Genomic DNA, 24,452 nt, shown 5'->3' on the forward strand with positions numbered 1-24,452 from the left:
TCAAATTTGCCAGCGTTGCCAGGCCTGTGGCAACAGGCGCGCGAAACGTTTCGCCCACGCCTGCTGCCCGCGTTCGTCGGCGATCAGATCCTGGCGAATTTCGATGCCGACATAAGGCAAACCGCGGCGTTCAGCATGAACCGGCAACGTATAGTCGGTGGCGTCCGTCATTGCATAAGGTTCGTTGATGCCCACCTGCAAATCCCCTTCTTCACGCAGCAGCTCGGCCAGCAGATGGGCAAACTCCGGGTAGCGGTTAAACAGCAGCCCCACCTGCCAGGAGCGCGATTCCCCCTTGAACACCGGCGTAAAGCTGTGCATGGCGATCACCGCCGTCGGCAGTTCACGCAGTTGGCGTTGCCCCAAATGATCGTCGATGGCGTGATGATACGGCAAAAACACCTCGCGCTCGCGCGCCAGCGCGTGTTCGGCGTCGATACCGATATTGCCGGGGATCGGCGTCAGCTCGGACAAGTGCGGGATCGAGCTGGCGATGCCTGGCGCCCGGTTGCAGTCGATCACCAACCGCGAATAGCGCTGATGGATCAGCGTCGCGTCCAGCTGGCGGCTCAGATGGCGCGACACGCTCAGCGCGCCGATATCCCAGCCGATGTGGCGTTCGATCTCCCCTGGCGGTAAGCCGAGATCGCCGAGGGATTGCGGTATCGTCTTGCCGGCGTGATCGCACAGCAGCAAAAATGGCGCTTTGCCATGCGGGATTTCAACGGCGGCGGCAGAGGGTTCATCGGCGGACAATAACGGCGGGATAAAGGAGTGTGGCATGCAAGGCTCCGGCGGTGGAAAGCGAAACGTTTATCGTAGCGCTATCCCGTCACCGGCCCCAAGGTCGTGCTTAGATCAAAAAGGCATGAGTCAGACTACAATCATGCCGTCTCGGCTGGCTGCGGCTGATGCACCGCAATATAACGTTGATAGCGCGACGGCTTGAGCCGCGTGGTGTCCACCAGCACCAGCCCGTCGATGCAGTTGTTGAACGCCGGATCGGTGCCGAAGTCGATAAACTGCACCCCGCCCGGCTCGCACAGCTCGGTGTACTGTTTGTACAGCGTCGGAATCGAACAGCCTATGTTGCTGAGCAGGCTCTTCAGCCGCACCAGATCTTCCTGGTAGTTATCCCCGGCAAACTGCGCCAGCACCTGCGGCAGCGACGCCGGATAAGGCCGGCGCGACTGCGCGAAGGCATGGTCCGGCGAGAAGTAGAGCCGATAGAAGGCGATCAGCAGATCGCGCGCCGCCAACGGCATGCCGCCGGAGATCGACACCGGGCCGAACAGATAACGGTACTGCGGGTATTTCGACAGGTAGGCGCCGATGCCCAGCCACAAATAGTCCAGCCCGCGTTTGCCCCAATAGGCGGGCTGAATGAAGCTGCGCCCCAGCTCGATGCCCTGCGCCAGGATCGGTTCCATATCGCGGTCGTAGTGGAACAGGCTGTTGCTGTAGATGCTTTCCAGCCCTTTGCGTTCGATTTGTTCGGCGGTAGGGATAAAGCGATAGGCGCCGACGATCTCCAGCTCCTCCTCATCCCACAGCACCAGGTGATAATAGTCGTCGTCGTAGCTGTCCAGATCGCGGCGGCGGCCGGAGCCTTCCCCTACCGCACGGAAGGCGATCTCGCGCAGGCGACCCAGTTCGCGCAGGATCGGCGTGCGTGCTTCGTCGTGGCGGCGGTAGAGGTAGATGGTTTTACCGTCCGGCGTCACCCCCAACCGTTCGCAGTTCGCCAGCGCCTTTTTCAGCTCCAAACGCTCTTCCGGCAGCGCGATCGGCGATTCGCTGGCGAACAGCCCCGGTTTGCTCTGGCCCAGGCGATACACATGGCGGCGAAAACGCTCCGCCAGATCCTTGGCGCTGGTGTGACCGTCATGCCAGTTGGCGAACGGCACGCGGCCGCCGATGCGGATCTTGATGCGCCCGCCCCGCTGCTGGAACATTTCGCGCACCAGCAGCAGCGTCGACAGCGGCCGGTAGATCAGCGAAGTAAAGTAGAACAGGTTGCTGTTGCGCGCGCTGATGTGGATCGGCACGATCGGCGCGCGCGCCTTGGCGGCCAGGCGCAGAAAGCCGGTATGCCAGTGGCCGTCGCGGATGCCCTTCGGGCTCATGCGCGACACTTCGCCGGCCGGGAACAGGATCAGCGCGCCCTGATTGTCCAGCTGCTGCTGCATGCCTTCAATCTGCTTGCGGCTGGTTTTATAAGCGACGTTATCCACCGGCACGAACAGGTTGCGCAGCGGTTCGATGTAGGTCAGCAGCTGGCTGGCCACCACTTTCACATCCGGGCGCACCGCCGCGACGGCACGCAGCAGCACCAGGCCGTCGAGCGAGCCGATCGGGTGATTGGCCACGAGCACCACCGGCCCCTGGCTCGGAATGTTTTCCAGATCGCCGTCCACCAGCTCGCAGCTGAGGTTGAAGTAGTCCACCACCTGCTCGATCAGATCGAGCCCTTTCAGGTGGGGATAGTCGGCGGCGAACTGTTTGAATTCTTTTTCGAAGAGAAGGGTTCTTAGCAGGCTGCGCTGCCAGGCAGGGGTATTGCGGTGTGGAAATGCATCTTGCAACAGAGAATCCAGGCTGAACATCGCGTTATCTCCTGACGTAGTCGCTGCAAACTTAAGCCAGAGCCGTGACTCTGACGTGTCAGTTACATGACAATAAAATGAATCCATCGACTATCAGGTATAGCAAAGTAATGGCGATTCGGGAGCGAAAGACGCATTTTCGCCCCCATTGCCCCTCACATCGGCGCCAGCAACGCTTCGATGCGGCGGTTCACCGCTTCTCGCAGGCGCAGCAGCGGCCCGGCCTGGTGCGGATAACGCTTGAAGGTGATGCGCATGCCCAGCTCGCGTTCGATCAGCGCCTCCACCGTCGCCCGGTCGGTCAGACTCTCCAGCAGCTGCAGCGCGCGCATATCCTGCAGCCCCTGGTGCAGCACCCGCAGGCGCAGCGACTCCACCGGCTGCAGATCCTCGCCCGGATAGACCACGAACGGATCGCCGGAGGGAAACGCATGGCCGCTGTCGGTCACCGCGTACGGATTGATGCGCTCGCGCGAATGGGCGCTGTTATAGAAGTTGAATCCCCAATGCAGGAAGCCGGCGATGCGATACAGATACAGCTGCACGCCCAATATGCGGTTGCGCGCCGAAGGCTGGGCGAAGAACCGATTGGCGACCTCGGTCTTCTGCACGCAGCAGTAATAGGCCCACAGGCCGGGCACCCGGTGCTCGATAAAGGGATCGATATGATCGGTCGCGGCGACCGGGGTTTCCACCAGGCCTTGCTGATAGAAAGCGAAATCCGACAGCGCGTCGAAGGTGCGGAAGCCGTCCAGCAACGGCCGCAGCGCGGCGGCGGCGCGCCGGTAGGCCGCCAGGTTGTCCAGCGTCGGCTCATCGGAAACATGGAACCACACCTGCCGTTCCAGCCCCCGCTCGCGGAACCAGGCGGTCAATTCGGGCAGCAGCGCCTGCAGGAAACGCTGATACGGTTCGCCCTGCGCATCGGTGTGCCAGCCGAAAAGCGGTCGCGCCTCGCCCTGCTCCTCCACCACGATCTTCGGCGCATGCGCCGCGCCCCATTGGGTAAACAGCGGCGCGATTTCGAAGTGCTCTATGCCCTCTTCCTGCGCCAGCGCCACCCACTGCGCCAGGCGGCTGAAATCGAAGCCATACCCCTGCGCCGAACGCGTCACCCTCACCAGCTGCACCGTGGTACGTTCGCCGCCGACGGCGGTATCCAGCGGCGGCGTAAACAGCGGCGTCAGCAGCATATTAACCCCGGCATGCACCGCGCAGCGCACAAAGTGGCGCACTGCGCGCCAGTAATCCGGGCTGAACACCGCCAGACGGTAGTAATCCGCCAGGCAGTCGGTGTGCAGCCACTCGGTGTGCAACAGCGTTTGCGGCGGCAACGCCGCCGGCACCAGATGCAGCGTCAGCCTGGCCTCGGCCAGCGCCTCGCCGCTCTGGGCATCCAGCAGCCGCAGGGTCAACGGAAAGTCGCCGGCCAGTTGCGCGTCGGCCGGTGGCGTCAGGGTCAGCCACAGGCTGCCATAATAGCGGCAGGCGGCGAAAAAACGCCGTTGCGGCAGCGGCATCAGCGGATCGGGAAATAAGCCCGGCTCGGTCGTCAGGTAATTCTCGTCGGTCTCGCGATAACAGGGAAAACCGCTCGGCACCGATTGCACCTGGCGCACGCTGATATACTCCGCCAGCGGCCCGTCGAGTTGATAACACAGCTCATGGCGGGTTTCGTTGCCCGACGTTTGCAAACAGTACACCGCCTGCCAGGAAAGCACCTCGTTATTTAACCCGCTCAGCCGTTCTTCCACGGAAATAGGTGGCACACTGTGGCGATGAAATACTTTCTCCAGGCAATGAGTAAATACCAGAGACAGGCGCATGATGTTCGACTCTCTTTATTTTTAATGAATAAACACGGTGAAAATTCAGGCTAGCGCCTTTTATCGCCACAGACAATAGCCGGTAATAAAAATCGTTCCCATGCCCTTCTTTGACTGCCGCAACCCGATTTTTTTGTTTATTTGCATCACAAAAATGAAAGAAGCTGATGCTTGCACAATAAAAATGTTTTTAATCCCCATTATGGTGCAAGGGTTATCAGTTATTCCTATGCCTGCGAGGGCCGCTAAATGCCGCGACAGCAGGGAGAAAACCCATTGGAAGGTTAACAAAATGTGAATTAATCCACCTTTCACTTGGCCGTGAAAGCCTTTCGATTTTAACAACAATGAAACATTAGCGCCCCATTTTTGGGCGTCCGGGGGTGTATTGACACATTGAAAGTTAAGGGATAGAAAGAATTTACGTTGCGAAAAACGTTATTCGTCGCTCACCGAGGGGAAAGCAATGTCACCGATAAAAAATACCGGACGCCTGCTGGTGCACTCTATTCTTGCCAGCGCATTATTATTACCCACCCTGCTCCACGCCGCAGATAAAATAACATTGCGCTATGCCGTTTGGGACAGAAACCAATTACCTGCCGAACAGGAGATCGCCAAACGCTTTGAACAGGCCAATCCGGATATAAAAATAGAAATAGAATTAACGCCCTCTGCGCAATATTTCGTTAAATTGGATTCCGCTGCCGCCGGCGGCGTGGCGCCGGATATATTCTGGATCAATATGCCTTATTTTGTGCAATATGCCAAAAACGGCATTATGGAGCCGCTGGCGCCTTATATTAAGGACAGCGGCCTTAAGCTGGATGACGTGGTCGCCAGTTCGGTGAAAGCCTACCAGTACGACGGCCAACAGATGGCCATTCCGCGCGACGTCGACTCCATCGCCGTGTGGTACAACAAAAAACTGTTCGATCAGGCCGGCGTCAGCTACCCCACCAGCGACTGGAGCTGGGACGATCTGAAACACAAAGCCACCGCCCTGAAAAGCGGGCTGAAAGACGCCGCCTTCCCGCTGGTGATGGATCTCAGCATCGACGGCCAGGACAGCTATATGAACCTGCTGTTCCAAAACGGCAATCATATCGTGCCGAAAGACGGCCAACCCACCGACATCGCCAACGACAAATCCATCTGGGTCTACCAGCAGCTGCAGGGCATGATGAAAGACGGCCTGATGCCGAGCGCCCAGCAAATGAGCGAAGTCAAAACCGAGAACATCTTCCAGTCCAACCGCGCCGCGATGGTCTATGCCGGTTCCTGGCTGGCGGCGCCGTTCGCCAACAACCCGCTGATCAACGATCACATCGGCGTGGTGATGATGCCGAAAATTGAACGCCAGTCCGGTGTAGCGCACAGCCTGGCCTTCGCCATGTCGGCCAAAAGCGCCCACAAGCAGGCCGCCTGGAAATATATCGCCTTCATGAGCAGCGAAGCCTCGCAGGCGGAGCTGGCCAAGGTGGTGATCCCGGCCAACAAGACGGCGGCCAAGGTCTGGGCGCAGCAGATCCAGAAAGTCGACGTCTCGCCTTATATCCAGACCCTTGAAGTGACCCAGGCTTACCCCACCGCCGGCACCAATACGCCGAAATGGCAGAACATGTGGATCGCCAGCCTGAAGAAAATCTTTATGGGCGCGGACGCCAAGCAGGAAATGGACAAGTCGGTCAAGAAGATCGCGCGCGTCATGGAGCAGTAATCGCCCCGCCGCGGCGCGCTACCCCGAGTGTGCGCCGCGGTGGACCCACGCTGAAAGTGATAGGTGAGGAATGGCAACATGTCGCTGGCAGAAACGGCTACGGTCACCCTGAAATCATCCCGGCGCACCGCCCGCCCCGCGCTCAATCGGCTCGAACGCGCCGAACGCTTCTGGGGCTGGGTGATGATCCTGCCGCTGTTGTTGGGGGTGACGGTGTTTTACCTGATCCCCTTTTTGCAGAACATTTTTTACAGCTTTACCGATCTGAACCAGTTCATGCGCTGGAGCAGCATCAGCGTCGATAACTATCTCAACCTGTTCGAAGACGACGACTTCTACACCGCCGCCGCCAACACCCTGTTCTACGTGGTGGTGTGCGTACCGATCAGCCTGAGCCTGTCGCTGCTGTTGGCGATCGGCCTCAACCAGAACATCCGTGGCAAAGGCCTGCTGCGCACCCTGCTGTTCCTGCCGGCGGTCACCATGCCCGCGGCGGTGGCCATGGTGTGGCAATGGCTGTTCAACAAGGATTTCGGCCTGATCAACCAGGCGCTGGGCCTGCTGCACATTGCGCCGGTCGCCTGGCTGTCCGATCCGGACGTGGTGCGCATCAGCGTGTCCATCATCATCATCTGGTCGTCGCTGGCGCTGAAGATCATCATTTTGCTGGCCGGGCTGCAGAGCATTCCACGCCAGCTGTACGAGGCGGCGGATATCGACGGCATCGGCACCCTGCGGCGCTTCTTCTGCATCACGCTGCCGATGATGGTGCCGACGCTGTTCTTCGTGTCGGTGATGAGCTTTATCGAGATCCTGCAAATCTTCGACGTGGTGTTCCTGATGTTCGACCGCGCGCTGGTGGAAAACGACGTGATGACCGTCACCAACCTGTTCTACAAGTACGCGTTTTACCTGCAGGAAAAAGGCTACGCCTCCGCCATCACCGTGGTGCTGTTCGCCGTCACGCTGGTGATCACCCTGATTCAAATGGCGATCGGCAAGCGCCTGAAAGTCAGCTGAGGAGCTGCACATGAACGCAAGCAAGAAAACGCTGGTGTACCTGTTTATGGGGCTGGCGGCGCTGGCCTCGGTCGTGCCCTTTATCTGGATGCTGGTGACCTCGTTGAAAACCCAGGCCGAAAGCATCCAGATCCCGCTAACGCTGCTGCCGGCGCACCCCAGCCTGCAGGCCTACGGCCGGGTGATGCACGAAATCCCGTTCGCCGGTTTTTATCTCAACTCGCTGCTGGCGACCTTCTTCACCGTCACCCTGCAGATGGCGATCGCCACCCTGGCTGCCTATGGTTTCTCGCGCCTGCATTTTCGCGGCCGCGACGCGGTGTTCCTGGTGTGCGTGTCGATCCTGATGGTGCCCGGCCAGGCGTTTCTGATCCCGCAATTTCTGGTGGTACAGAAGCTGGGGCTGGTCAACAGCATCACCGGGTTGGTGCTGCCGGGCATTTTCAGCGTCTACGCCACCTTCCTGCTGCGCCAGTTCTTTCTGGCGGTGCCGAAGGAAATGGAAGAAGCGGCCTTGATCGACGGCTACAGCTACTTCGCCATCTTCTGGCGCATCATGCTGCCGCTGATCCGGCCGGGCATTATCGCCTGCGTCATCATCAACGGCCTGTGGAGCTGGAACAACCTGATGTGGCCGCTGATCGTCAATACCACCACCGAGAAGCTGACGCTGCCGGTTGGCCTCGCCTCGCTCTCCAGCCGCGCCGGGGTGGAATACCCGTTGCTGATGGCCGGGGCGCTGATGGCGGTGATCCCGATGCTGATGCTGTTCATTATTTTCCAACGCTATTTCATCCAGGGCATCGCCAGCGCCGGGGTGAAAGGCTAACGCGCAGATAAGGTAAATGACATGGCCGGAATTCAGTTAAACAGCGTTAAAAAAGTCTACCCCAACGGTTTCCACGCGCTGCACGGCGTCAATTTGGACATTGAGGACGGGGAATTTATGGTGTTCGTCGGCCCGTCCGGCTGCGCCAAATCCACCCTGCTGAGGATGATCGCCGGGCTGGAGAGTGTCAGCGAGGGGCAGATCCTGATCCACGATCGCTGCGTCAACGACAGCATGCCGAAGGATCGCGGCGTCGCCATGGTGTTCCAGAACTATGCGCTGTATCCGCACATGACGGTGTACAAGAACATGGCGTTCGGCCTGATCGGCAAAGAGAGCAAGGCCGAGATCGACCGCCGGGTGCGCGACGCGGCGGAAAAGCTGGAGATCACCAACCTGCTGCAGCGCAAGCCGGGCCAGCTCTCCGGCGGCCAGTGCCAGCGAGTGGCGGTCGGCCGCGCCATCGTGCGCAAGCCCAAGGTGTTCCTGTTCGATGAGCCGCTGTCCAACCTCGACGCCAAGCTGCGGGTGTCGATGCGCGTACAGCTGATTGAACTGCACAATCAGCTGAAACAGGAAGGCGCCGCCGCCACCATGGTGTACGTCACCCACGATCAGGTCGAGGCGATGACCATGGGCGATCGCATTTGCGTGATGAACCGCGGCGCCATCATGCAGGTGGATAAGCCGATCAACCTGTATCACCACCCCGCCAACCGTTTCGTCGCCGAGTTTATCGGCAGCCCGTCGATGAATTTGCACGATCTGGCGATCGTGCGCGACGGCCAAACGGTGCGGCTGCGCATCGGCCGGCAGCACCCGCTCGAGCTGCCGCCGGCGCTGCAACGGCAGTTGGCGGACTATCCGCATGCGCGGGTATGCCTCGGTATCCGGCCGGAATCCCTGCGGCTGTGCGCGCCCGGCAGCGCCAACTGCTTCCCGGCGCAGATCGTCACCATCGAGCGCATGGGCAACGAGGAGCTGCTGCACTGCGAACTGGCCGACCTGCGCTTCGTGCTGCGCATGGCGTCGCTGCCGGACTGGGAGCCGCGCCTCGGCGAAAGCGTTCATCTGGCATTCGATCTGACGCGCGCACATTTGTTCGACGAGCTCAGCGGCCAAAACCTCAAATAACAACAGCGGAGTATCAGCAATGTCGTCAACACAATCCAATAACGTTGCCCAGCGCCCGGTGCGGGTACTGGTAGTCGGCGCCGGCGCGCGCGGTGAAATCTACTCGCGCTATGCGCTGGCGCACCCCGATTTGATGCAGGTGGTGGCGGTGGCGGAACCGCGCGACGCCTACCGCGAGCAGTTCGTGGCACAGCACGCCATCGCGCCGGAAAACGTCTTCACCGACTGGCGCCAGGCCGCCGATGCCGGCAAGCTGGCCGACGCGGTGCTGATCTGTACTCAGGATCAGATGCACCTGGAACCGGCGCTGGCCTTCGCCCGCCAGGGCTACGCCATGCTGCTGGAAAAGCCGCTGTCGCCGGACGCCGACGAGTGCCGCGCCATCGTCGCCGAGGTGGTGCGCCAAAAGCTGATCTTCTCGGTCGGCCACGTGCTGCGCTACACCCGCTATACCCAAAAGCTCAAGCAGCTGCTGCGCGACGGCGCGATCGGCGACATCGTCAGCCTGCAACACCTGGAGCCGGTCGGCTACTGGCATCAGGCGCACTCCTTCGTGCGCGGCAACTGGCGCAACGATCGGCAGGCCGCCTTTATGCTGCTGCAGAAATCCTGCCACGACATCGATTGGATCCGCTACGTGATGGAGCAGCCCTGCGAACAGGTCAGCTCCTTCGGCAACCTGCGCCACTTCCGCCGGGAAAACCAACCGGCCGGCGCGGCGGACAACTGCCTGGATTGCGCGGTGGAGGCGTCCTGCCCCTATTCCGCCAAACGCATCTATCTGGGCGACGACCACAAGGCCACGCCCGGCTTTCTGCGCGTGCTGACGCCGGAACCCGACCAGACGACGCTGCGGGCGGCGCTGCGCGACGGGCCCTACGGCCGCTGCGTTTACCGCTGCGACAATAACGTGGTCGATCATCAGGTGGTCAACATGCAGTTCGCCGGCGGCCGTACCGCGTCGTTCACCATGACAGCCTTTACCCGCCACGAAGATCGCCACACCCGCATCTTCGGCAGCCGCGGCTGCCTGGAAGGTGACGGCCGCCATATCCGCATCACCTCGTTCCTCGACGACGGCGAAACGCATTACGACACCGACGCCGGCCAGGATCTGCACGCCATGGCCGGCCACGGCGGCGGTGACTACTACCTGATGCAGCACTTTATCGCGGCCATTCGCGCCAACGATCCGAGCCAGGTGCTGGCCGGCCCGGCGGAAGCGCTGGAGAGCCACCTGATGGTGTTCGCCGCCGAACGCGCGCGCCGCGAAGCGGCGGTGATCGCCCTGAACGGAGCCTGACCATGAGCACGAGAGAGATGCGTTACGGCTTCGACATCGGCGGCACCAAGATCGAAATGGCCGCTTACGATCGCCGGCTCAATCAGGTGCTGCTCCAGCGCGTGCGCACCCCAACCGGCGATTATGGCGAGTTCGTGGCCTGCATCGCCGGGCTGGTCGAGCAGGCGGACCGCGAGCTGCATACGCGCGGCAGCATCGGCATCGGCCTGCCGGGGATCACCGATCCCGTCAGTCGCCGCCAGCTGGCGGTCAACGTGCCCTGCCTGACCGGGCATTGCCTGGCGGATGATTTGACGCAGGCGCTGGCGCGGCCGATCGCCATCGAGAACGACTGCCGCTGTTTCGCGCTGTCGGAAGCCAGCACGCCGCAAACCGCCCATCTGCCGCTGGTGTTCGGCGCCATCATCGGCACCGGCGCCGGCGGTGGCCTGGTGGTGAACCGGCAATTGCACAAGGGGCGCAACGGGCTGGCGGGCGAATGGGGCCATATGCCGATCTCCGCCCAGCTGGCGCAGCGTTACGATCTGCCGCTGTTCGGCTGCAACTGCGGGCTGACCGGCTGCTTTGAACGCTACGTCTCCGGCAGCGGGCTGCTGGCGCTGAGCCGCCACCTTGCCCATCCGGCCGCCGACGTGCCGGCGCTGGTCGCCAGCTATCGCGCGGGGGATACGCTCGCACAGTGGCTGATGACCGTCTACGTCGACATTCTGGCCAGCGCGCTGGCCGGTTTGCAGCTGCTGCTGGACGTCGACGCCTTCGTGTTGGGCGGTGGGTTGTCGAACGTCGGCGAGCTGTATCGGCTGCTGCCGACGGCGATGCGGCACTGGCTGCTGCCGGGCGCGGAACCGGCAGCGGTATTCCCGCCGGTGCACGGTGACAGCAGCGGCGTGCGTGGCGCGGCGCTATTACAGGCGGCGGCATAAAAAACAGTGAAAGCCCGGCGGCTGTCGAATGCTCGCTGCGGCTTTCGCCGCCGCAGGGCCGAATAAAGCCATCGCGAGAATTGTCGACTGAAAAATAACGAATTTGCCGTTTTCACTTTGTGTTAATACCGCTTTCGGTTACCGCTAAACCGAAAGCAAAATTAAATATAACCAACTGATAGATATAGATATTTTAAAATTAATCGATTGCATTTCAGTATTTCGTTTGCTGTAATTCGTCACGAACAACTGAAAGCGCTCCGGTCGGTATCGCTGCGGCTTATTAAGCCGCGGTCGGGCACGGCTACAGGTAAATCAGGAGTCTGCGTTAATGATCAATACCGCAAAACGCCGGGAATTAATTATCGACCAGCTGTGCCGCGAAGGCTCGGTGCGCGTGGAACAGCTCAGCCAGCAGTTTTCGGTGTCCAGCGTCACCATCCGCAGCGATCTGCGCCAGCTGGAAAAACACGGCTGCGCGGTGCGCGCTTACGGCGGCGCCATGTTGAACAAACAGTTCGCCTTCGACCGCCCGCTGCAGGACAAGGGCCGCATCAACCGCGACGTAAAACACGCCATCGCCTGCGCGGCGGCGGCGCTGATTGAAGACGGCGACGCCGTCATCCTCGACTCCGGCTCCACCACCAGCCAGATGGCGCCGCAGCTGGCGGGGAAAAAGGATCTGGTGGTGATGACCAACGCGCTGAACATCGCCTTCGAGCTGGCCAACAACGAGCAGATCGATCTGATGGTGGTCGGCGGCAGCGTGCGCCGCAAGGCCTGGTCGCTGTACGGCCCCGCCGCCGAACAGCAGCTGCGCCAGTACCGGTTCGACAAGCTGTTTCTCGGCGTCGACGGTTTCGATCTGGCGGGCGGCATCACCACGCCGGATCCGGGCGAAGCGCAGCTGAACCGCGTGATGTGCGAGGTAGCTCGCGAAGTGATCGCCATCGCCGACGCCAGCAAATTCGGCCGCACCAGCTTTTGCATGATCCGCGAAATCGGCCAGATCCACCGCCTGGTCACCGACAGCCGCATTCCGGAACACTATCTGCAGGCGCTGCACCATTTAGGGATCGACGTGATTATCGCCGACCGTTAACCGAGGCTTTTAAGGAGTTGTCATCATGAACGCGTATTTCTCTTACGAGGCGGATTGGCTGAAGCAGCGCAACGCCTGGCACACCGCCGCAGAGATTTGGCAGCAGCCGGATCTGTGGGCGGCGCTGCACCGGCAACTGCAGGATCAACAGGCGCAGTGGCAGCCGTTCCTGGCGCCGCTGTTGGCCAATCCTCGGCTGCAAATCGTGCTGTGCGGCGCCGGCAGCTCGGCGTTCGCCGGCCGCGCCCTGGCGCCCTGGCTGCGCGAACGAACCGGCCGCGACGTGGCGGCCTACGGCACCACCGATATCGTCGCCAACCCGCGGCAGTATCTCGATCCTGAGCGGCCGACGCTGCTGGTCTCCTTCGCCCGCTCGGGCAACAGCCCGGAAAGCGTGGCGACGGTGGAGCTGGCCGACCAGCTGCTGCCGGAAAGCTACCACCTGATGCTGGTCTGCAACCCGGACAGCAAGCTGGCGCAGTATGCGCATCGGCGCGACAACGTCTGTTCGCTGGTGATGCCGCAAGGCTCCAACGATCAGAGCTTCGCCATGACCTCCAGCTTCAGCTGCATGATGCTGAGCGCCGCGCTGCTGCTCGGCCCGCTTTCGCTTGAGGCCGCCCAGGTGCCGCTGAACGCCATGGTGCAGCGCTGCCGCGCACTGCGCGAAACGCTGCAGCCACAGGTAAAGGCGCTGGCCGCCAGCGGTTTCCGCCGTTATATCACCCTCGGCGGCAGCTGCTTTACCGGCCTGGCGGAAGAGGCCTCGCTCAAGATGCTGGAGCTGACCGCCGGGCGCATCGTTACGCGCTACGACTCGCCGCTCGGCCTGCGCCACGGCCCGAAATTTATGATCGACGGCCAAACATTGGTGGTGGTGATGTTCTCCCACGACGACTACGCCCGCCAGTATGACCGCGATCTGTGGAACGAGCTGCAGCGCGACGGGTTGGTGATGCAATTGGTCGGTTTGACCGGCGAGCCCCGGACACCGTGCGATGCCCTGCTGCCTATGCACCAGGCCACGGACGACATCTGGCTGCTGTTCCCGTATCTGCTGTTCACCCAGATGCTGGCCTTCGAGAGTTCGCTGGCGCTGGGACTGACCCCAGACAACCCTTGCCCGACCGGCGAGGTTAACCGGGTGGTGAAAGGCGTGACGATTTACCGTTTCCCTTCCCCCGTGCTGTAAGGAGATCCCATGTATCTGATAGCCAACAGAGAAATGCTGCTCAAGGCGCAGCGCCAGGGTTACGCCGTCCCGGCGTTTAATGTCCACAATCTGGAAACCGTGCAGGTGGTGGCGGAAACCGCCGCCGAGCTGCGCTCGCCGGTGATCATGGCCGGCACGCCCGGCACCTTCAGCTACGCCGGCACCGACTACCTGATCGGCATTTGCCAATCGGCCGCGCACCACTACGATTTGCCGCTGGCGCTGCATCTGGATCATCACGAGGAGCTGGACGACATCGAGCACAAGGTGAAAAGCGGCATCCGCTCGGTGATGATCGACGGTTCCCATCTGCCGTTCGAGCAGAACATCGCCAAAGTGGCTGCTGCGGTCGCCTTGTGCCACCGCTATGGCGCCAGCGTGGAAGCGGAACTGGGCCGCCTGGGTGGGCAGGAAGACGATCTGATCGTCGATACGGCGGACAGTTTCTATACCGACCCGGTGGCGGCACGCGAGTTCGTCGCCGCCACCGGCATCGATTCGCTGGCGGTGGCGATCGGTTCCGCCCACGGCCTGTATCACGGCGAGCCGAAGCTGGACTTCGAGCGCCTGGCGTTGATCCGCGAACAGGTGGACGTGCCCCTGGTGCTGCACGGCGCCTCCGGCATTCCGGAAGCGATGGTCAAACGCGCGATCTCGCTCGGCGTCTGCAAAGTCAACGTCGCCACCGAACTGAAAATCGCCTTCGCCGATGCGGTGAAAAGCTACTTTTCACAGCATCCGGATGCCAACGACCCGCGCAAATATATCGTCCCCGGCAAGCTGGCGATGAAAGAAGTGGTGGCGGAAAAGATCCGCATCTGCGGCAGCAGCGGCATGCTGTAACCCCGCACTCGCCCCCGGTTTCAGTGGCGACACCACGGGGGCGAAAACACCCCGCCATTCCCGCTTTCCTGAGAGAACGATCACAGCCTTTTACCCTGCCCGCGCCGGAAACCATTAACCGGCCTTCACTATGATCCAAATCATGGTTTTACTCACCCTACCTCCCTATTATCAAATTCATTGGATGCAGGCAGTAGGATTTTTGCCCATTCGTTTTTATTTCGCCAGGCGAAATAGCTTATTTGATGAAAACAAGCGTGCTTGTTTTTTAATTGGCAGCATTTTTACTCTGAGAGGAACAGCGTATGAACCATTACTTAGCCGTATTAAGCGCATTGGTCATTCTGCCCTTCGCTCTGCAAGCAAAACCGCTTTCCGGCAGCCCGGTCGCCTCCGGCGTCGTGCGCTTCACCGGCGCCATTACCACCCCGGCCTGCACCATCACACATCAGGATGAACAGCTTATCTCCAACTGCTTCGGTAAAGTGACGGAATATCAGAACGGGTATATTTCCTCTTCGTTAAAAGAAATGCCAAAAGAATTAGTCTCTGCCGTCACCAGCGAAATGGTGAATAACGATCCCTATTTAAAGCGCGTGACCATCAGCTATAAGTAACGCCAAAGCGTTAATGTCTGATGAAATAATAAACAAGACACAACCTGCCTTGATGACTTATAAATTTATTTTATAAATTTAACGTGCAATGACTCCCCGCCTTACCCTGAGCCGGCTATTTGGGCAACCCTGCGGTTGCCCATCAGCATGTCCGAAATCCGCCATCGCTTCCCCCGCTTTCATGCGATAATCGCCATACCAAACCGAGGAGTGATCCAGATGCAGACTTTTTTGATTGATCGTACCGCCACGCCGGTGGGAGAACTGGTGCTGATTGCCGATGAACAGGGGCGCCTGCGGGCGATTGACTGGACCGATCACGAAGCGCGCCTGATGAAGCTGCTGAATACCCACTACCGCGCCGATCGCTTCACCCTGCGTGAGCAGCGCGATCCCAGCGGGCTGACCGACGCGATGCAACGCTATTTCGCCGGTGAGCTGAGCATTATCGATCGGCTGCCGGTGATGACCGCCGGCACCGAGTTCCAACGCACCGTGTGGCAACAGCTGCGCCAAATCCCCTGCGGCGAGATCCTGACCTACGGCCAGCTGGCGCAACGCATCGGCCGCCCAACCGCCTCACGCGCGGTCGGCATGGCCAACGGTTCGAATCCGATCAGCATCGTGGTGCCCTGCCACCGGGTGATCGGTTCGCAGGGCGCGCTGACCGGCTATGCCGGCGGCGTGCAGCGCAAGCAGTGGCTGCTGCAGCACGAAGGTTACCTGCCGCAGGATCTGCTCTCGCACTAACGCGGCACATAGTCCGGCGGGACGCCCTCCACCGGGGCGGCGGGATAGTAGTCCGGCGGCACCGGCGATGAGGTGGCCTCACCATAACCGTAGGCCACCGGCACCTGGTTACCTTTGGCGTACATGCACTGCGTATACACGGTATCGTAGCGGTCTTGCAGGTCATCGCTGCTACGCCAGGCCGAGTTATTGGCCATCGCGCTGCCGACCAGCAACCCGCCGCCCGCGCCGATTGCCCTGCCCTATGCCGCCGGAATGGCGACCGCACGTTGCGCATAAGTGCCAAATAAATCTAGCGACTTCAGCGCGATACAGAATAATCGGCGGCATGTGTGCGCAAAATTCGCACACAATACCCCTATTCATGCTAATGCCACCCTTATCAGCTGCAGCAAAAGATGTTAAAATTGACTCATATCAATTATTGAATGAGCGTAATCTATGATCCCGGAAAAACGCGTGATTCGTCGTATCCAGTCTGGTGGTTGTGCGATCCATTGCCAGGACTGCAGCATCAGCCAGCTGTGCATTCCTTTCACCCTTAATGCCCACGAGCTGGACCAGCTCGACAACATTATCGAGAGGAAAAAGCCCATCCAGAAAGGCCAGACCCTGTTCAAGGCCGGCGACGAGCTGAAGTCGCTGTACGCGATCCGTTCCGGGACCATCAAAAGCTACACCATCACCGAGCAAGGCGACGAGCAAATCACCGGTTTCCATCTGGCGGGTGATCTGGTGGGCTTCGACGCCATCGGCGGTCTGAAGCACCCAAGTTTCGCTCAGGCGCTGGAAACCTCGATGGTGTGCGAGATCCCATTCGAAACCCTCGACGATCTGTCCGGCAAAATGCCTAACCTGCGTCAGCAGATCATGCGATTGATGAGCGGCGAGATCAAAGGCGACCAGGACATGATCCTGCTGCTGTCGAAGAAAAACGCCGAAGAGCGCCTGGCGGCGTTCGTTTACAACCTGTCGCGCCGCTTCGCGGAGCGTGGCTTCTCGCCGCGCGAGTTCCGGTTGACCATGACCCGCGGCGACATCGGCAACTACCTCGGTCTGACGGTGGAAACCATCAGCCGCCTGCTGGGCCGCTTCCAGAAAAGCGAAATCCTCAGCGTGAAAGGCAAATACATCACCATCGAAAACGCCGACGCCCTGTCGGTGCTGGCCGGTACGCCACGCATCAACGTGACCGTCAACGCCTGATTCCCCTGCCGGATCAACATTTCACCGAAATTGTTGATCCGGCACGCTTCTGTTGTTGTTCTGTTTTTCAATGTTGGGTTACTCTGTAAATTAACAGACTGTTGATTTCAGCTGTAAGGAGGCCCTATGGCGAAGTATCAGAATCTTCTGGTGGCTATTGACCCCAATCAGGACGATCAGCCGGCATTGCGCCGCGCCGTGTACCTGGTAAAACGGAACGGCGGGCGCATCAAAGCCTTCCTGCCCATTTATGACTTCTCTTACGAAATGACGACCCTGCTCTCTCCGGACGAAAGAACGGCGATGCGGCAAGGTGTGATCAGCCAACGCGCCGCCTGGATCAACGAGCAGTGCCGTTTCTATCTCAACGACGGCGTGCCGATCGAAATCAAAGTGGTCTGGCATAACCGCCCCTTCGAAGCCATCATTCAGGAAGTGCTTTCCGGCCAGCATGATCTTCTGCTGAAAATGGCGCACCAGCACGACCGCTTGGAGTCGGTGATCTTCACCCCCACCGACTGGCACCTGCTGCGCAAATGCCCTTGCCCGGTGTGGATGGTAAAAGACCAACCCTGGCCGGAAGGCGGCAAAGCGCTGGTGGCGGTCAACCTGTCCAGCGAAGAACCCTATCACGACCCGCTCAATATCAAACTGGTGCAAGAAACCGTCGAACTGGCGCAGAACGTCAACCAGACCGAGGTTCACCTGGTCGGCGCCTATCCCGTTACCCCGATCAACATCGCCATCGAGCTGCCCGATTTCGATCCGAGCGTCTACAACGACGCCATCCGCGGCCAGCATCTGATCGCCATGAAGGCACTGCGGCAGAAATTCTGCATTAAGGAAGAGTTCACCCACGTGGAAAAAGGCCTGCCGGAAGAGGTGATCCCCGATCTGGCCGAACACCTGCAGGCCGGCGTGGTGGTTCTGGGCACCCTGGGCCGCACCGGCATTTCAGCGGCCTTTATCGGCAACACCGCGGAACATGTGATCGACCATCTGAAATGCGATCTGCTGGTGATTAAGCCGGAGAACTTCAACTGCCCGATCGAGGCGGATGAAGACGATGAGCACGACGACGAAGATTAACCTTCACGCATAAAAAAACGGGCCGCTAATAAGCGGCCCATTTTTTTGGTTGCCCAACTACTTTTGCAATGCCCGCAGAATCGCTTCCACGCTGTCTTTGGCGTCGCCGAACAGCATCTGGGTGTTCTCTTTGAAGAACAGCGGGTTCTGCACGCCGGCGTAGCCGGTGTTCATCGAGCGTTTAAACGCGATCACGTTCTGCGCTTTCCACACTTCCAATACCGGCATGCCGGCGATCGGGCTGCGCGGATCTTCCAGCGCCGCCGGGTTTACCGTGTCGTTGGCGCCAATCACCAGCACGGTGTCGGTATCCGGGAAATCTTCGTTGATTTCATCCATCTCCAGCACCACGTCGTACGGCACCTTCGCCTCCGCCAGCAGCACGTTCATGTGGCCCGGCAGACGCCCCGCGACCGGGTGAATGCCGAAGCGCACCTTCACGCCGCGCGCCCGCAGTTTCTCGGTGATTTCCGCCACCGGATATTGCGCCTGCGCCACCGCCATGCCGTAACCCGGCGTGATGATCACCGAGGTGGAATTCTTCAGCTGCTCGGCCACCTCTTCCGCCGTGGTTTCACGGTATTCGCCCATCTCTTCGGCATCGCCGGTAGACGAACCGTCACTGCCGAAACCGCCGGCGATCACGCTGATAAACGAGCGGTTCATTGCCTTACACATAATGTAAGACAGGATCGCACCCGAAGAGCCCACCAGCGCGCCGGTGACGATCAGCAGATCGTTGCTCAGCATGAAGCCCGCCGCGGCCGCCGCCCACCCCGAGTAGGAGTTGAGCATCGACACCACCACCGGCATGTCGGCGCCGCCGATCGAGGCCACCAGATGCCAGCCGAAAGCCAGTGCGATCGCCGTCATCAGCAGCAGCGTCACCACCTGCCAGCCCACGCTGTCGGTACGCACGAACGCCACCAGCAGCAGGAACGAGATCACCAGCGCCGCCAGATTCAGCTTGTGGCGGTTCGGCAGCATCAGCGGTTTGGAAGAGATGATGCCGCGCAGCTTGCCGAAGGCGACTATCGAACCGGTGAAGGTTACCGCGCCGATAAAGATGCCGAGGAACACTTCGGTCAGATGGATGTTCGCCATCACCGGCTCCATCGGCGCGCCGTGATCCAGGTAGCTGTTGAAACCAACCAGCACCGCTGCCAGGCCAACGAAGCTATGCAGCACCGCCACCAGCTCCGGCATTTCGGTCATCTCGACCTTCTTGGCCAGATAGACGCCGATCGAACCGCCGATGATCATGGCGATGATGATCCAGCCGACGTTGCCGGAATCCGGCCCCAGAATGGTGGCGATCAGCGCGATCGCCATGCCGGCGACGCCGAACAGGTTGCCCTGCTTCGACGTTTCATGGCGCGACAGGCCCGCCAGGCTGAAAATAAACAAAATAGCGGCAACAATGTATGCAGCTGTAACCAATCCTCCAGACATTTGTTACCCCTTAGTTCTTGCGAAACATCTTCAGCATGCGCTGAGTGACGGTGAACCCACCGAAAATATTGATGCTGGCGATCAGCACGGCGATAAAGGAGAGGAAACTCACCCAGCCACCATGGCCGATCTGCAACAGCGCACCGACCACGATAATTCCTGAGATCGCGTTGGTGACCGACATCAACGGGGTATGCAGCGCATGGCTGACGTTCCAGACCACGTAGTAACCGACCACGCAGGCCAGCGCGAACACGGTAAAGTGCGACAGAAACTCTTTCGGCGCCGCGTCCGCCAGCCAGCCGAACAGCAGGATCGCCAGGGCCATCAGGCCGTACTTCAGCCACGGCGAGGTCGGTTTGGCTTCGGGTTTGGCCACCGGTGCAGCGGCGGGCGCCGCTTTCGGCTGAGCGGAAACCTGGATCGGCGGCGCCGGCCAGGTGATTTCACCGCTGCGCACCACGGTAACGCCGCGGATCACCGTATCGTCGAAATCGATGTCGATCTCGCCGTTTTTCTCTTTCGACAGCAGCTTCAGCAGGTTGACCAGGTTGGTGCCGTAAAGCTGCGAAGATTGCGTCGGCAAGCGGCTCGGCAGGTCGGTGTAGCCGATGATTTTCACGCCGTTGTCGGTCACGGTAATGGTGTCGGCCACCGTCAGTTCGCAGTTGCCGCCGGTTTGCGCCGCCAGATCGACGATCACGCTGCCCGGTTTCATCGACGCCACCATCTCTTTGGTGATCAGCTTCGGCGCCGGTTTACCCGGGATCAGCGCGGTGGTGACGATGATATCGACCTCCGCCGCCTGCGCGGCGAACAGCGCCATCTCGGCCTTGATAAAGGCTTCAGACATCACTTTGGCGTAACCGTCGCCGCTGCCTGCTTCCTCTTCAAAATCCAGCTCGAGGAATTCCGCGCCCATGCTCTGCACCTGCTCTTTCACTTCCGGGCGGGTGTCGAAGGCGCGCACGATGGCGCCGAGGCTGCCCGCGGCGCCGATCGCCGCCAGGCCGGCCACGCCGGCACCGATGATCATCACCTTGGCCGGCGGCACTTTGCCGGCGGCGGTAATCTGGCCGGTGAAGAAGCGGCCGAACTCATGCGCCGCTTCGACGATCGCGCGGTAGCCGGCGATGTTGGCCATCGAGCTCAGCGCATCCATCGACTGGGCGCGCGAGATGCGCGGTACCGAGTCCATCGCCAGCGCGGTGACGTTGCGCGCCGCCAGCTTGGCCATCAATTCGGGATTTTGCGCCGGCCAGATAAAGCTGACCAGCGTGCTGCCTTCGCGCATCAAGGCGATCTCGTCGTCTTGCGGCGCGTTGACTTTCAGGATCAGATCCGACTGCCACACTTCGCTTTCGTCGACCAGCGCCGCACCGGCGGCTTCGTAGGCGACGTCCTCAAAACTGGCCAGTTTGCCCGCCTCGCGTTCAATCGCGACGGTAAAACCCAGCTTCAGCAGTTGTTCCACCGTTTTCGGCGTGGCTGCGACCCGGGCTTCATTGGCCAACCGCTCTCTTGGTACACCAATACGCATAATGTTCCCTTCTCACCTGTCTTGGATGATGTTTATTATTTTCCTGCCCATAGCATGACGCCAGCGGCGAGCGAGGCGTTAACTTGCCCGCACTGATTTCAGACGCCAACTATAACCTACTGAAAATAAGGTCGATGATCCATAATTGCTTACGCATTCAGCTCTGTTTTTACATAAAAACGCCGCGCGTGATATGACAAATCGCAATTTACCGTGAAAAAATCCATACAGAACAGCGCATTCTGCGTGACAAGAGGTTTACGCCCGGCGTAACGATTTATGGCCACGCGCGGTGAAAAAGCATAAAAGTTATCATTTTGTGAATAATTAACATTAATGACACCAGAGCCTTTATTATGGAAACTTATGACGATGGCGCCATCCGTGCGGCCCGCGTCACCGTCGGCGATTTGTCGCACGGGATAACATAAAATGCTGAGACAGTTTTCAGAATTACATGTAATAATCGACGGCTGAATTACACTTAAACAGTTCAGTACGTTATAAACGTTAATGCGCTAGGCGAAAGGATTTTTTATGAAGCTGAAGACCACGATCATCGCGTCAGCCTTGTTATCACTCACCGCGCTGTCTGCTCATGCGGCGCAGGAGTTAACTCCTGAGAAAGCAGCGGCGCTGAAGCCGTTTGATCGCATCACGATTACCGGCCGCTTCAATGCCATCAATGAAGCTGTCGACGCCGTCTCCCGCCGTGCAGACAAACTGGGTGCCGATTCCTTCTATATCCAGGACAGCAACAACAGCAACAACGGCGGCAACTGGCGCGTCACCGCAGACCTTTATCATAAAGATGCGCCAGAAGTGAGCAAAACACCAAAATACCGCGTATTTAACGGCGTGAACGAACTGCCTAAAGATGAAGCCTATCTGCTGGAGCCTTACGATACCGTGAGCGTCAGCGGTTTCTACCGCAGCCAGCCGGACATCAACGACGCCATCTCCAAAGAAGCGAAGAAAAAAGGTGCTGCATCCTTCTTCATCGTGCGCCAGGTTGACGCCAACTCCGGCGGTAACCAGTTCGTCACCGCCTACATCTATAAGGCCGATGCGCCAAAACGCCGCGTGCAGAGCCCGGATGCCATTCCGGCCGATTCTGACGCCGGCCGCGCCGCGCTGGCCGCCGGTGGCGCCGCTGCCGCGAAAGTCGAAATTCCTGGCGTCGCGTCTTCCGGTTCGCCAAGCCGCGACGTGGGCCGTTTCTTCGAAACCCAGTCCTCTACCGGCCAACGCTATACCGTCACGCTGCCTAACGGCACCAAGATCCAGGAAGTGAACAGCGTGACCGCCGCGCAGATGGTGCCGTTCGATTCCGTCACCTTCACCGGCCACTTCAACAGCATGACCGATGTCTCCACCGAAGTGGCGAAACGCGCGGCCGAGAAAGGCGCCAAGTACTACCACGTCACCCGCCAGTGGCAGAACAAGAGCGGCGGCAACCTGACCGTCAGCGCCGATCTGTTCAAATAAAACCCGCTTTTCGGTTTACCATCGGGCAGCCCTTGAGCTGCCCGTTTTTATTGCCGCTTTTTTCATCGCGCGTTGAATAGTTTTTTGTAAATTCCGCATATTCAATCATTGCATCTCTAATCATCCCTCCGTAAAATTTGCGCCAATTTTTAGGGCTATTGTCTATTCGCGCAGTGGTTGTTAATACATTGTTGCCACCAAGCAGTTCCCTTCCAGTTGTTTATTCTGCGTTCAGGATCCGTCATTGGAAAAAAAACTCGGTCTTACCGCGCTAACCGCTTTGGTGCTCAGCTCGATGCTGGGCGCCGGCGTGTTCAGTCTGCCGCAAAACATGGCGCAGGTCGCCAGCCCCGCCGCGCTGCTGCTGGGCTGGGGGATCACCGGCGTCGGCATTCTGTTTTTGGCCTTCGCCATGCTGCTGCTTACGCGTTTGCGTCCGGATCTGGACGGCGGCATCTTCACCTACGCCAAGGAAGGGTTCGGCGAGCTGGTGGGCTTCTGCTCCGCCTGGGGTTACTGGCTGTGCGCCGTGATCGCCAACGTCTCATATCTGGTGATCGTGTTCGCGGCGCTGAGTATCTTCACCGATCGCGGCGGCAGCGTCATTCTCGGTGACGGCAATACCTGGCAGGCGCTGATCGCCGAATCCGCCCTGCTGTGGATCGTGCATGCGCTGGTGTTGCGCGGCGTGCAAACCGCGGCCAGCATCAATCTGGCGGCCACCCTGGCCAAGCTGCTGCCGCTGGGGATGTTCGCCGTTCTGGCGGCGATCGCCTTTAAAATGGACGTGTTCACACTTGATTTCAAAGGCACCGCCTTAGGCAAACCGGTGTGGGAACAGGTCAAGGACACCATGCTGATCACCCTGTGGGTGTTTATCGGCGTGGAAGGCGCCGTAGTGGTTTCCGCCCGCGCCCGTAATAAGAAAGACGTGGGCCGCGCCACCATGCTGGCGGTGCTGTCGGCGCTGGCGGTGTATCTGATGGTCACGTTGCTGTCGCTGGGCGTGGTGCCGCGCAGCGAACTGGCCGAAATGCGCAACCCGTCGATGGCGGTGCTGATGGTGGAACTGATTGGCCCGTGGGGAGACGTGCTTATCGCCGCCGGCCTGATCATTTCCGTGTGCGGCGCCTACCTGAGCTGGACCATCATGGCGGCCGAAGTGCCGCTGCTGGCCGCGCAGCACGGCGCGTTTCCGCGCGTGTTCGGCAAGCAGAACCGCCATCACGCCCCGTCCTCTTCGCTGTGGCTGACCAACATCGCAGTGCAGCTGGCGCTGGTGCTGATCTGGCTGACCGGCAGCAACTACAACTCGCTGTTGACCATCGCTTCAGAAATGATCCTGGTGCCTTACTTCCTGGTCGGCGCGTTTCTGTTCAAGGTGGCTTACCGCCGCCGCGACAAGCGCCTGATCTTCGCCGCGACCGGCGCCTGTGTCTATGGCCTGTGGCTGCTGTACGCGTCCGGGCTGATGCACCTGCTGATGTCGGTGCTGCTGTATGCGCCAGGGCTGTTGGTGTTCATGTATGCCCGCCGCGGCCACCGGGATATCAATCTGCTGAATCGCCTGGAAAAGAGCAGCATCTTCTTGCTGCTGGTGGCCACGCTGCCTGCCGGCTGGTTTATGTTGCACTAACATCGCCTGCCAATGCGGCTGCCCTGCAGCCGCATTTCGTTTCCCCGCTTTCCTCTTTTTTACCTTTCTCCACGCTATTGATCCGCCGATTGCCACGCTTGCGATCTTAAATACAATTAATTATCATTATCATTTATAGCATCACCGGCAGGACA

23 protein-coding genes are annotated in these 24,452 nt (G+C 59.9%); 15 read left to right on the forward strand and 8 right to left on the reverse strand.

All coding sequences use genetic code 11. The annotated features are described in order from the left end of the window. The 3 genes from C3F38_RS15195 to C3F38_RS15205 form a co-directional block, all read right to left on the reverse strand. Entirely contained in the window at positions 1-783 is a 783-nt protein-coding gene (locus C3F38_RS15195; protein ID WP_055316987.1) for an N-formylglutamate amidohydrolase, read from the reverse strand. A gap of 101 nt (positions 784-884) precedes the next feature. After that, the gene (gene olsF / locus C3F38_RS15200; protein WP_038880245.1) at positions 885-2,606 is read right to left on the reverse strand and encodes an ornithine lipid synthase OlsF; all 1,722 of its coding nucleotides are present in this window, start codon (positions 2,604-2,606) and stop codon (positions 885-887) included. A 155-nt stretch (positions 2,607-2,761) separates the two neighbouring features. After that, positions 2,762-4,432 carry a DUF4091 domain-containing protein gene (locus tag C3F38_RS15205; protein WP_055316986.1) on the reverse strand — a complete coding sequence of 557 codons (1,671 nt, stop codon included), beginning with the start codon at positions 4,430-4,432 and terminating at the stop codon, positions 2,762-2,764. A gap of 466 nt (positions 4,433-4,898) precedes the next feature. Here C3F38_RS15205 and C3F38_RS15210 point away from each other — a divergent pair, with 466 nt between their 5' ends. The 11 genes from C3F38_RS15210 (at position 4,899) to ogt (ending at position 15,886) form a co-directional block, all read left to right on the forward strand. Continuing rightward, positions 4,899-6,152: a sugar ABC transporter substrate-binding protein gene (locus C3F38_RS15210; RefSeq protein WP_055316985.1), complete on the forward strand. Its 1,254-nt coding sequence runs from the start codon at positions 4,899-4,901 to the stop codon at positions 6,150-6,152. A gap of 78 nt (positions 6,153-6,230) precedes the next feature. After that, a complete protein-coding gene (locus C3F38_RS15215; RefSeq protein WP_047730640.1) occupies positions 6,231-7,172 on the forward strand; it encodes a carbohydrate ABC transporter permease in 942 nt (313 codons plus the stop codon). 10 nt (positions 7,173-7,182) lie between these two features. Further along, complete coding sequence (locus C3F38_RS15220; protein ID WP_004938251.1) at positions 7,183-8,001, forward strand: carbohydrate ABC transporter permease; 819 nt, start codon at positions 7,183-7,185, stop codon at positions 7,999-8,001. Between the two features lie 21 nt (positions 8,002-8,022). Then, positions 8,023-9,135 (forward strand): ABC transporter ATP-binding protein, encoded by a 1,113-nt coding sequence (locus tag C3F38_RS15225; protein WP_038880257.1) that lies wholly within the window; start codon positions 8,023-8,025, stop codon positions 9,133-9,135. 19 nt (positions 9,136-9,154) lie between these two features. Then, positions 9,155-10,438, forward strand: coding sequence for a Gfo/Idh/MocA family protein (locus tag C3F38_RS15230; protein WP_055316984.1), 1,284 nt, complete (start codon positions 9,155-9,157; stop codon positions 10,436-10,438). A 17-nt stretch (positions 10,439-10,455) separates the two neighbouring features. Next, positions 10,456-11,361: an ROK family protein gene (locus C3F38_RS15235; protein ID WP_055315532.1), complete on the forward strand. Its 906-nt coding sequence runs from the start codon at positions 10,456-10,458 to the stop codon at positions 11,359-11,361. A gap of 331 nt (positions 11,362-11,692) precedes the next feature. Continuing rightward, positions 11,693-12,463 carry a transcriptional repressor AgaR gene (gene agaR, locus C3F38_RS15240; protein WP_038880262.1) on the forward strand — a complete coding sequence of 257 codons (771 nt, stop codon included), beginning with the start codon at positions 11,693-11,695 and terminating at the stop codon, positions 12,461-12,463. A 25-nt stretch (positions 12,464-12,488) separates the two neighbouring features. Continuing rightward, on the forward strand, positions 12,489-13,655 hold the full coding sequence (locus C3F38_RS15245) for an SIS domain-containing protein (protein ID WP_055316983.1): 1,167 nt from the start codon (positions 12,489-12,491) through the stop codon (positions 13,653-13,655). 9 nt (positions 13,656-13,664) lie between these two features. Next, entirely contained in the window at positions 13,665-14,519 is an 855-nt protein-coding gene (locus C3F38_RS15250) for a tagatose bisphosphate family class II aldolase (protein ID WP_055313463.1), read from the forward strand. 305 nt (positions 14,520-14,824) lie between these two features. Beyond that, positions 14,825-15,136 carry a hypothetical protein gene (locus tag C3F38_RS15255; protein ID WP_055316982.1) on the forward strand — a complete coding sequence of 104 codons (312 nt, stop codon included), beginning with the start codon at positions 14,825-14,827 and terminating at the stop codon, positions 15,134-15,136. Positions 15,137-15,355: 219 nt separating this feature from the next. Continuing rightward, the gene (gene ogt / locus C3F38_RS15260) at positions 15,356-15,886 is read left to right on the forward strand and encodes a methylated-DNA--[protein]-cysteine S-methyltransferase (protein ID WP_047730638.1); all 531 of its coding nucleotides are present in this window, start codon (positions 15,356-15,358) and stop codon (positions 15,884-15,886) included. Here the strand turns inward: ogt and C3F38_RS15265 are convergent. Further along, positions 15,883-16,101: a hypothetical protein gene (locus C3F38_RS15265; RefSeq protein ID WP_233211718.1), complete on the reverse strand. Its 219-nt coding sequence runs from the start codon at positions 16,099-16,101 to the stop codon at positions 15,883-15,885. The two genes, ogt and C3F38_RS15265, sit on opposite strands and share 4 nt — an antisense overlap. 226 nt (positions 16,102-16,327) lie before the next feature. On the opposite strand from C3F38_RS15265, the gene C3F38_RS15270 reads away from it, so the two are divergent. Together C3F38_RS15270 and uspE are read left to right on the forward strand one after the other, a co-directional pair. After that, positions 16,328-17,092 (forward strand): FNR family transcription factor, encoded by a 765-nt coding sequence (locus C3F38_RS15270; RefSeq protein ID WP_004938278.1) that lies wholly within the window; start codon positions 16,328-16,330, stop codon positions 17,090-17,092. Between the two features lie 126 nt (positions 17,093-17,218). Then, entirely contained in the window at positions 17,219-18,181 is a 963-nt protein-coding gene (gene uspE / locus C3F38_RS15275) for a universal stress protein UspE (protein ID WP_047730637.1), read from the forward strand. 57 nt (positions 18,182-18,238) lie between these two features. Here the strand turns inward: uspE and pntB are convergent, their stop codons facing one another. The 3 genes from pntB to C3F38_RS26250 form a co-directional block, all read right to left on the reverse strand. Then, positions 18,239-19,633, reverse strand: a complete 1,395-nt coding sequence (pntB, locus tag C3F38_RS15280) for a Re/Si-specific NAD(P)(+) transhydrogenase subunit beta (RefSeq protein ID WP_049198296.1) — start codon at positions 19,631-19,633, stop codon at positions 18,239-18,241. A gap of 10 nt (positions 19,634-19,643) precedes the next feature. Next, a complete protein-coding gene (gene pntA, locus C3F38_RS15285; protein WP_055316981.1) occupies positions 19,644-21,173 on the reverse strand; it encodes a Re/Si-specific NAD(P)(+) transhydrogenase subunit alpha in 1,530 nt (509 codons plus the stop codon). Positions 21,174-21,322: 149 nt separating this feature from the next. Next, positions 21,323-21,592 (reverse strand): hypothetical protein, encoded by a 270-nt coding sequence (locus tag C3F38_RS26250; RefSeq protein WP_134268390.1) that lies wholly within the window; start codon positions 21,590-21,592, stop codon positions 21,323-21,325. A gap of 118 nt (positions 21,593-21,710) precedes the next feature. On the opposite strand from C3F38_RS26250, the gene ydgH reads away from it, so the two are divergent. Next, positions 21,711-22,661 (forward strand): DUF1471 family protein YdgH, encoded by a 951-nt coding sequence (ydgH, locus tag C3F38_RS15290; RefSeq protein ID WP_038880287.1) that lies wholly within the window; start codon positions 21,711-21,713, stop codon positions 22,659-22,661. Here the strand turns inward: ydgH and C3F38_RS26760 are convergent. Beyond that, on the reverse strand, positions 22,654-22,785 hold the full coding sequence (locus tag C3F38_RS26760) for a hypothetical protein (protein ID WP_255411725.1): 132 nt from the start codon (positions 22,783-22,785) through the stop codon (positions 22,654-22,656). The two genes, ydgH and C3F38_RS26760, sit on opposite strands and share 8 nt — an antisense overlap. 120 nt (positions 22,786-22,905) lie before the next feature. Here C3F38_RS26760 and C3F38_RS15295 point away from each other — a divergent pair, with 120 nt between their 5' ends. Then, the gene (locus C3F38_RS15295; protein WP_038880289.1) at positions 22,906-24,297 is read left to right on the forward strand and encodes an amino acid permease; all 1,392 of its coding nucleotides are present in this window, start codon (positions 22,906-22,908) and stop codon (positions 24,295-24,297) included. Positions 24,298-24,452 lie beyond the last annotated feature (155 nt).

The sequence above is a fragment of the Serratia sp. SSNIH1 genome, from assembly GCF_002935055.1.
In the GTDB taxonomy this organism is placed as follows: domain Bacteria; phylum Pseudomonadota; class Gammaproteobacteria; order Enterobacterales; family Enterobacteriaceae; genus Serratia; species Serratia nevei.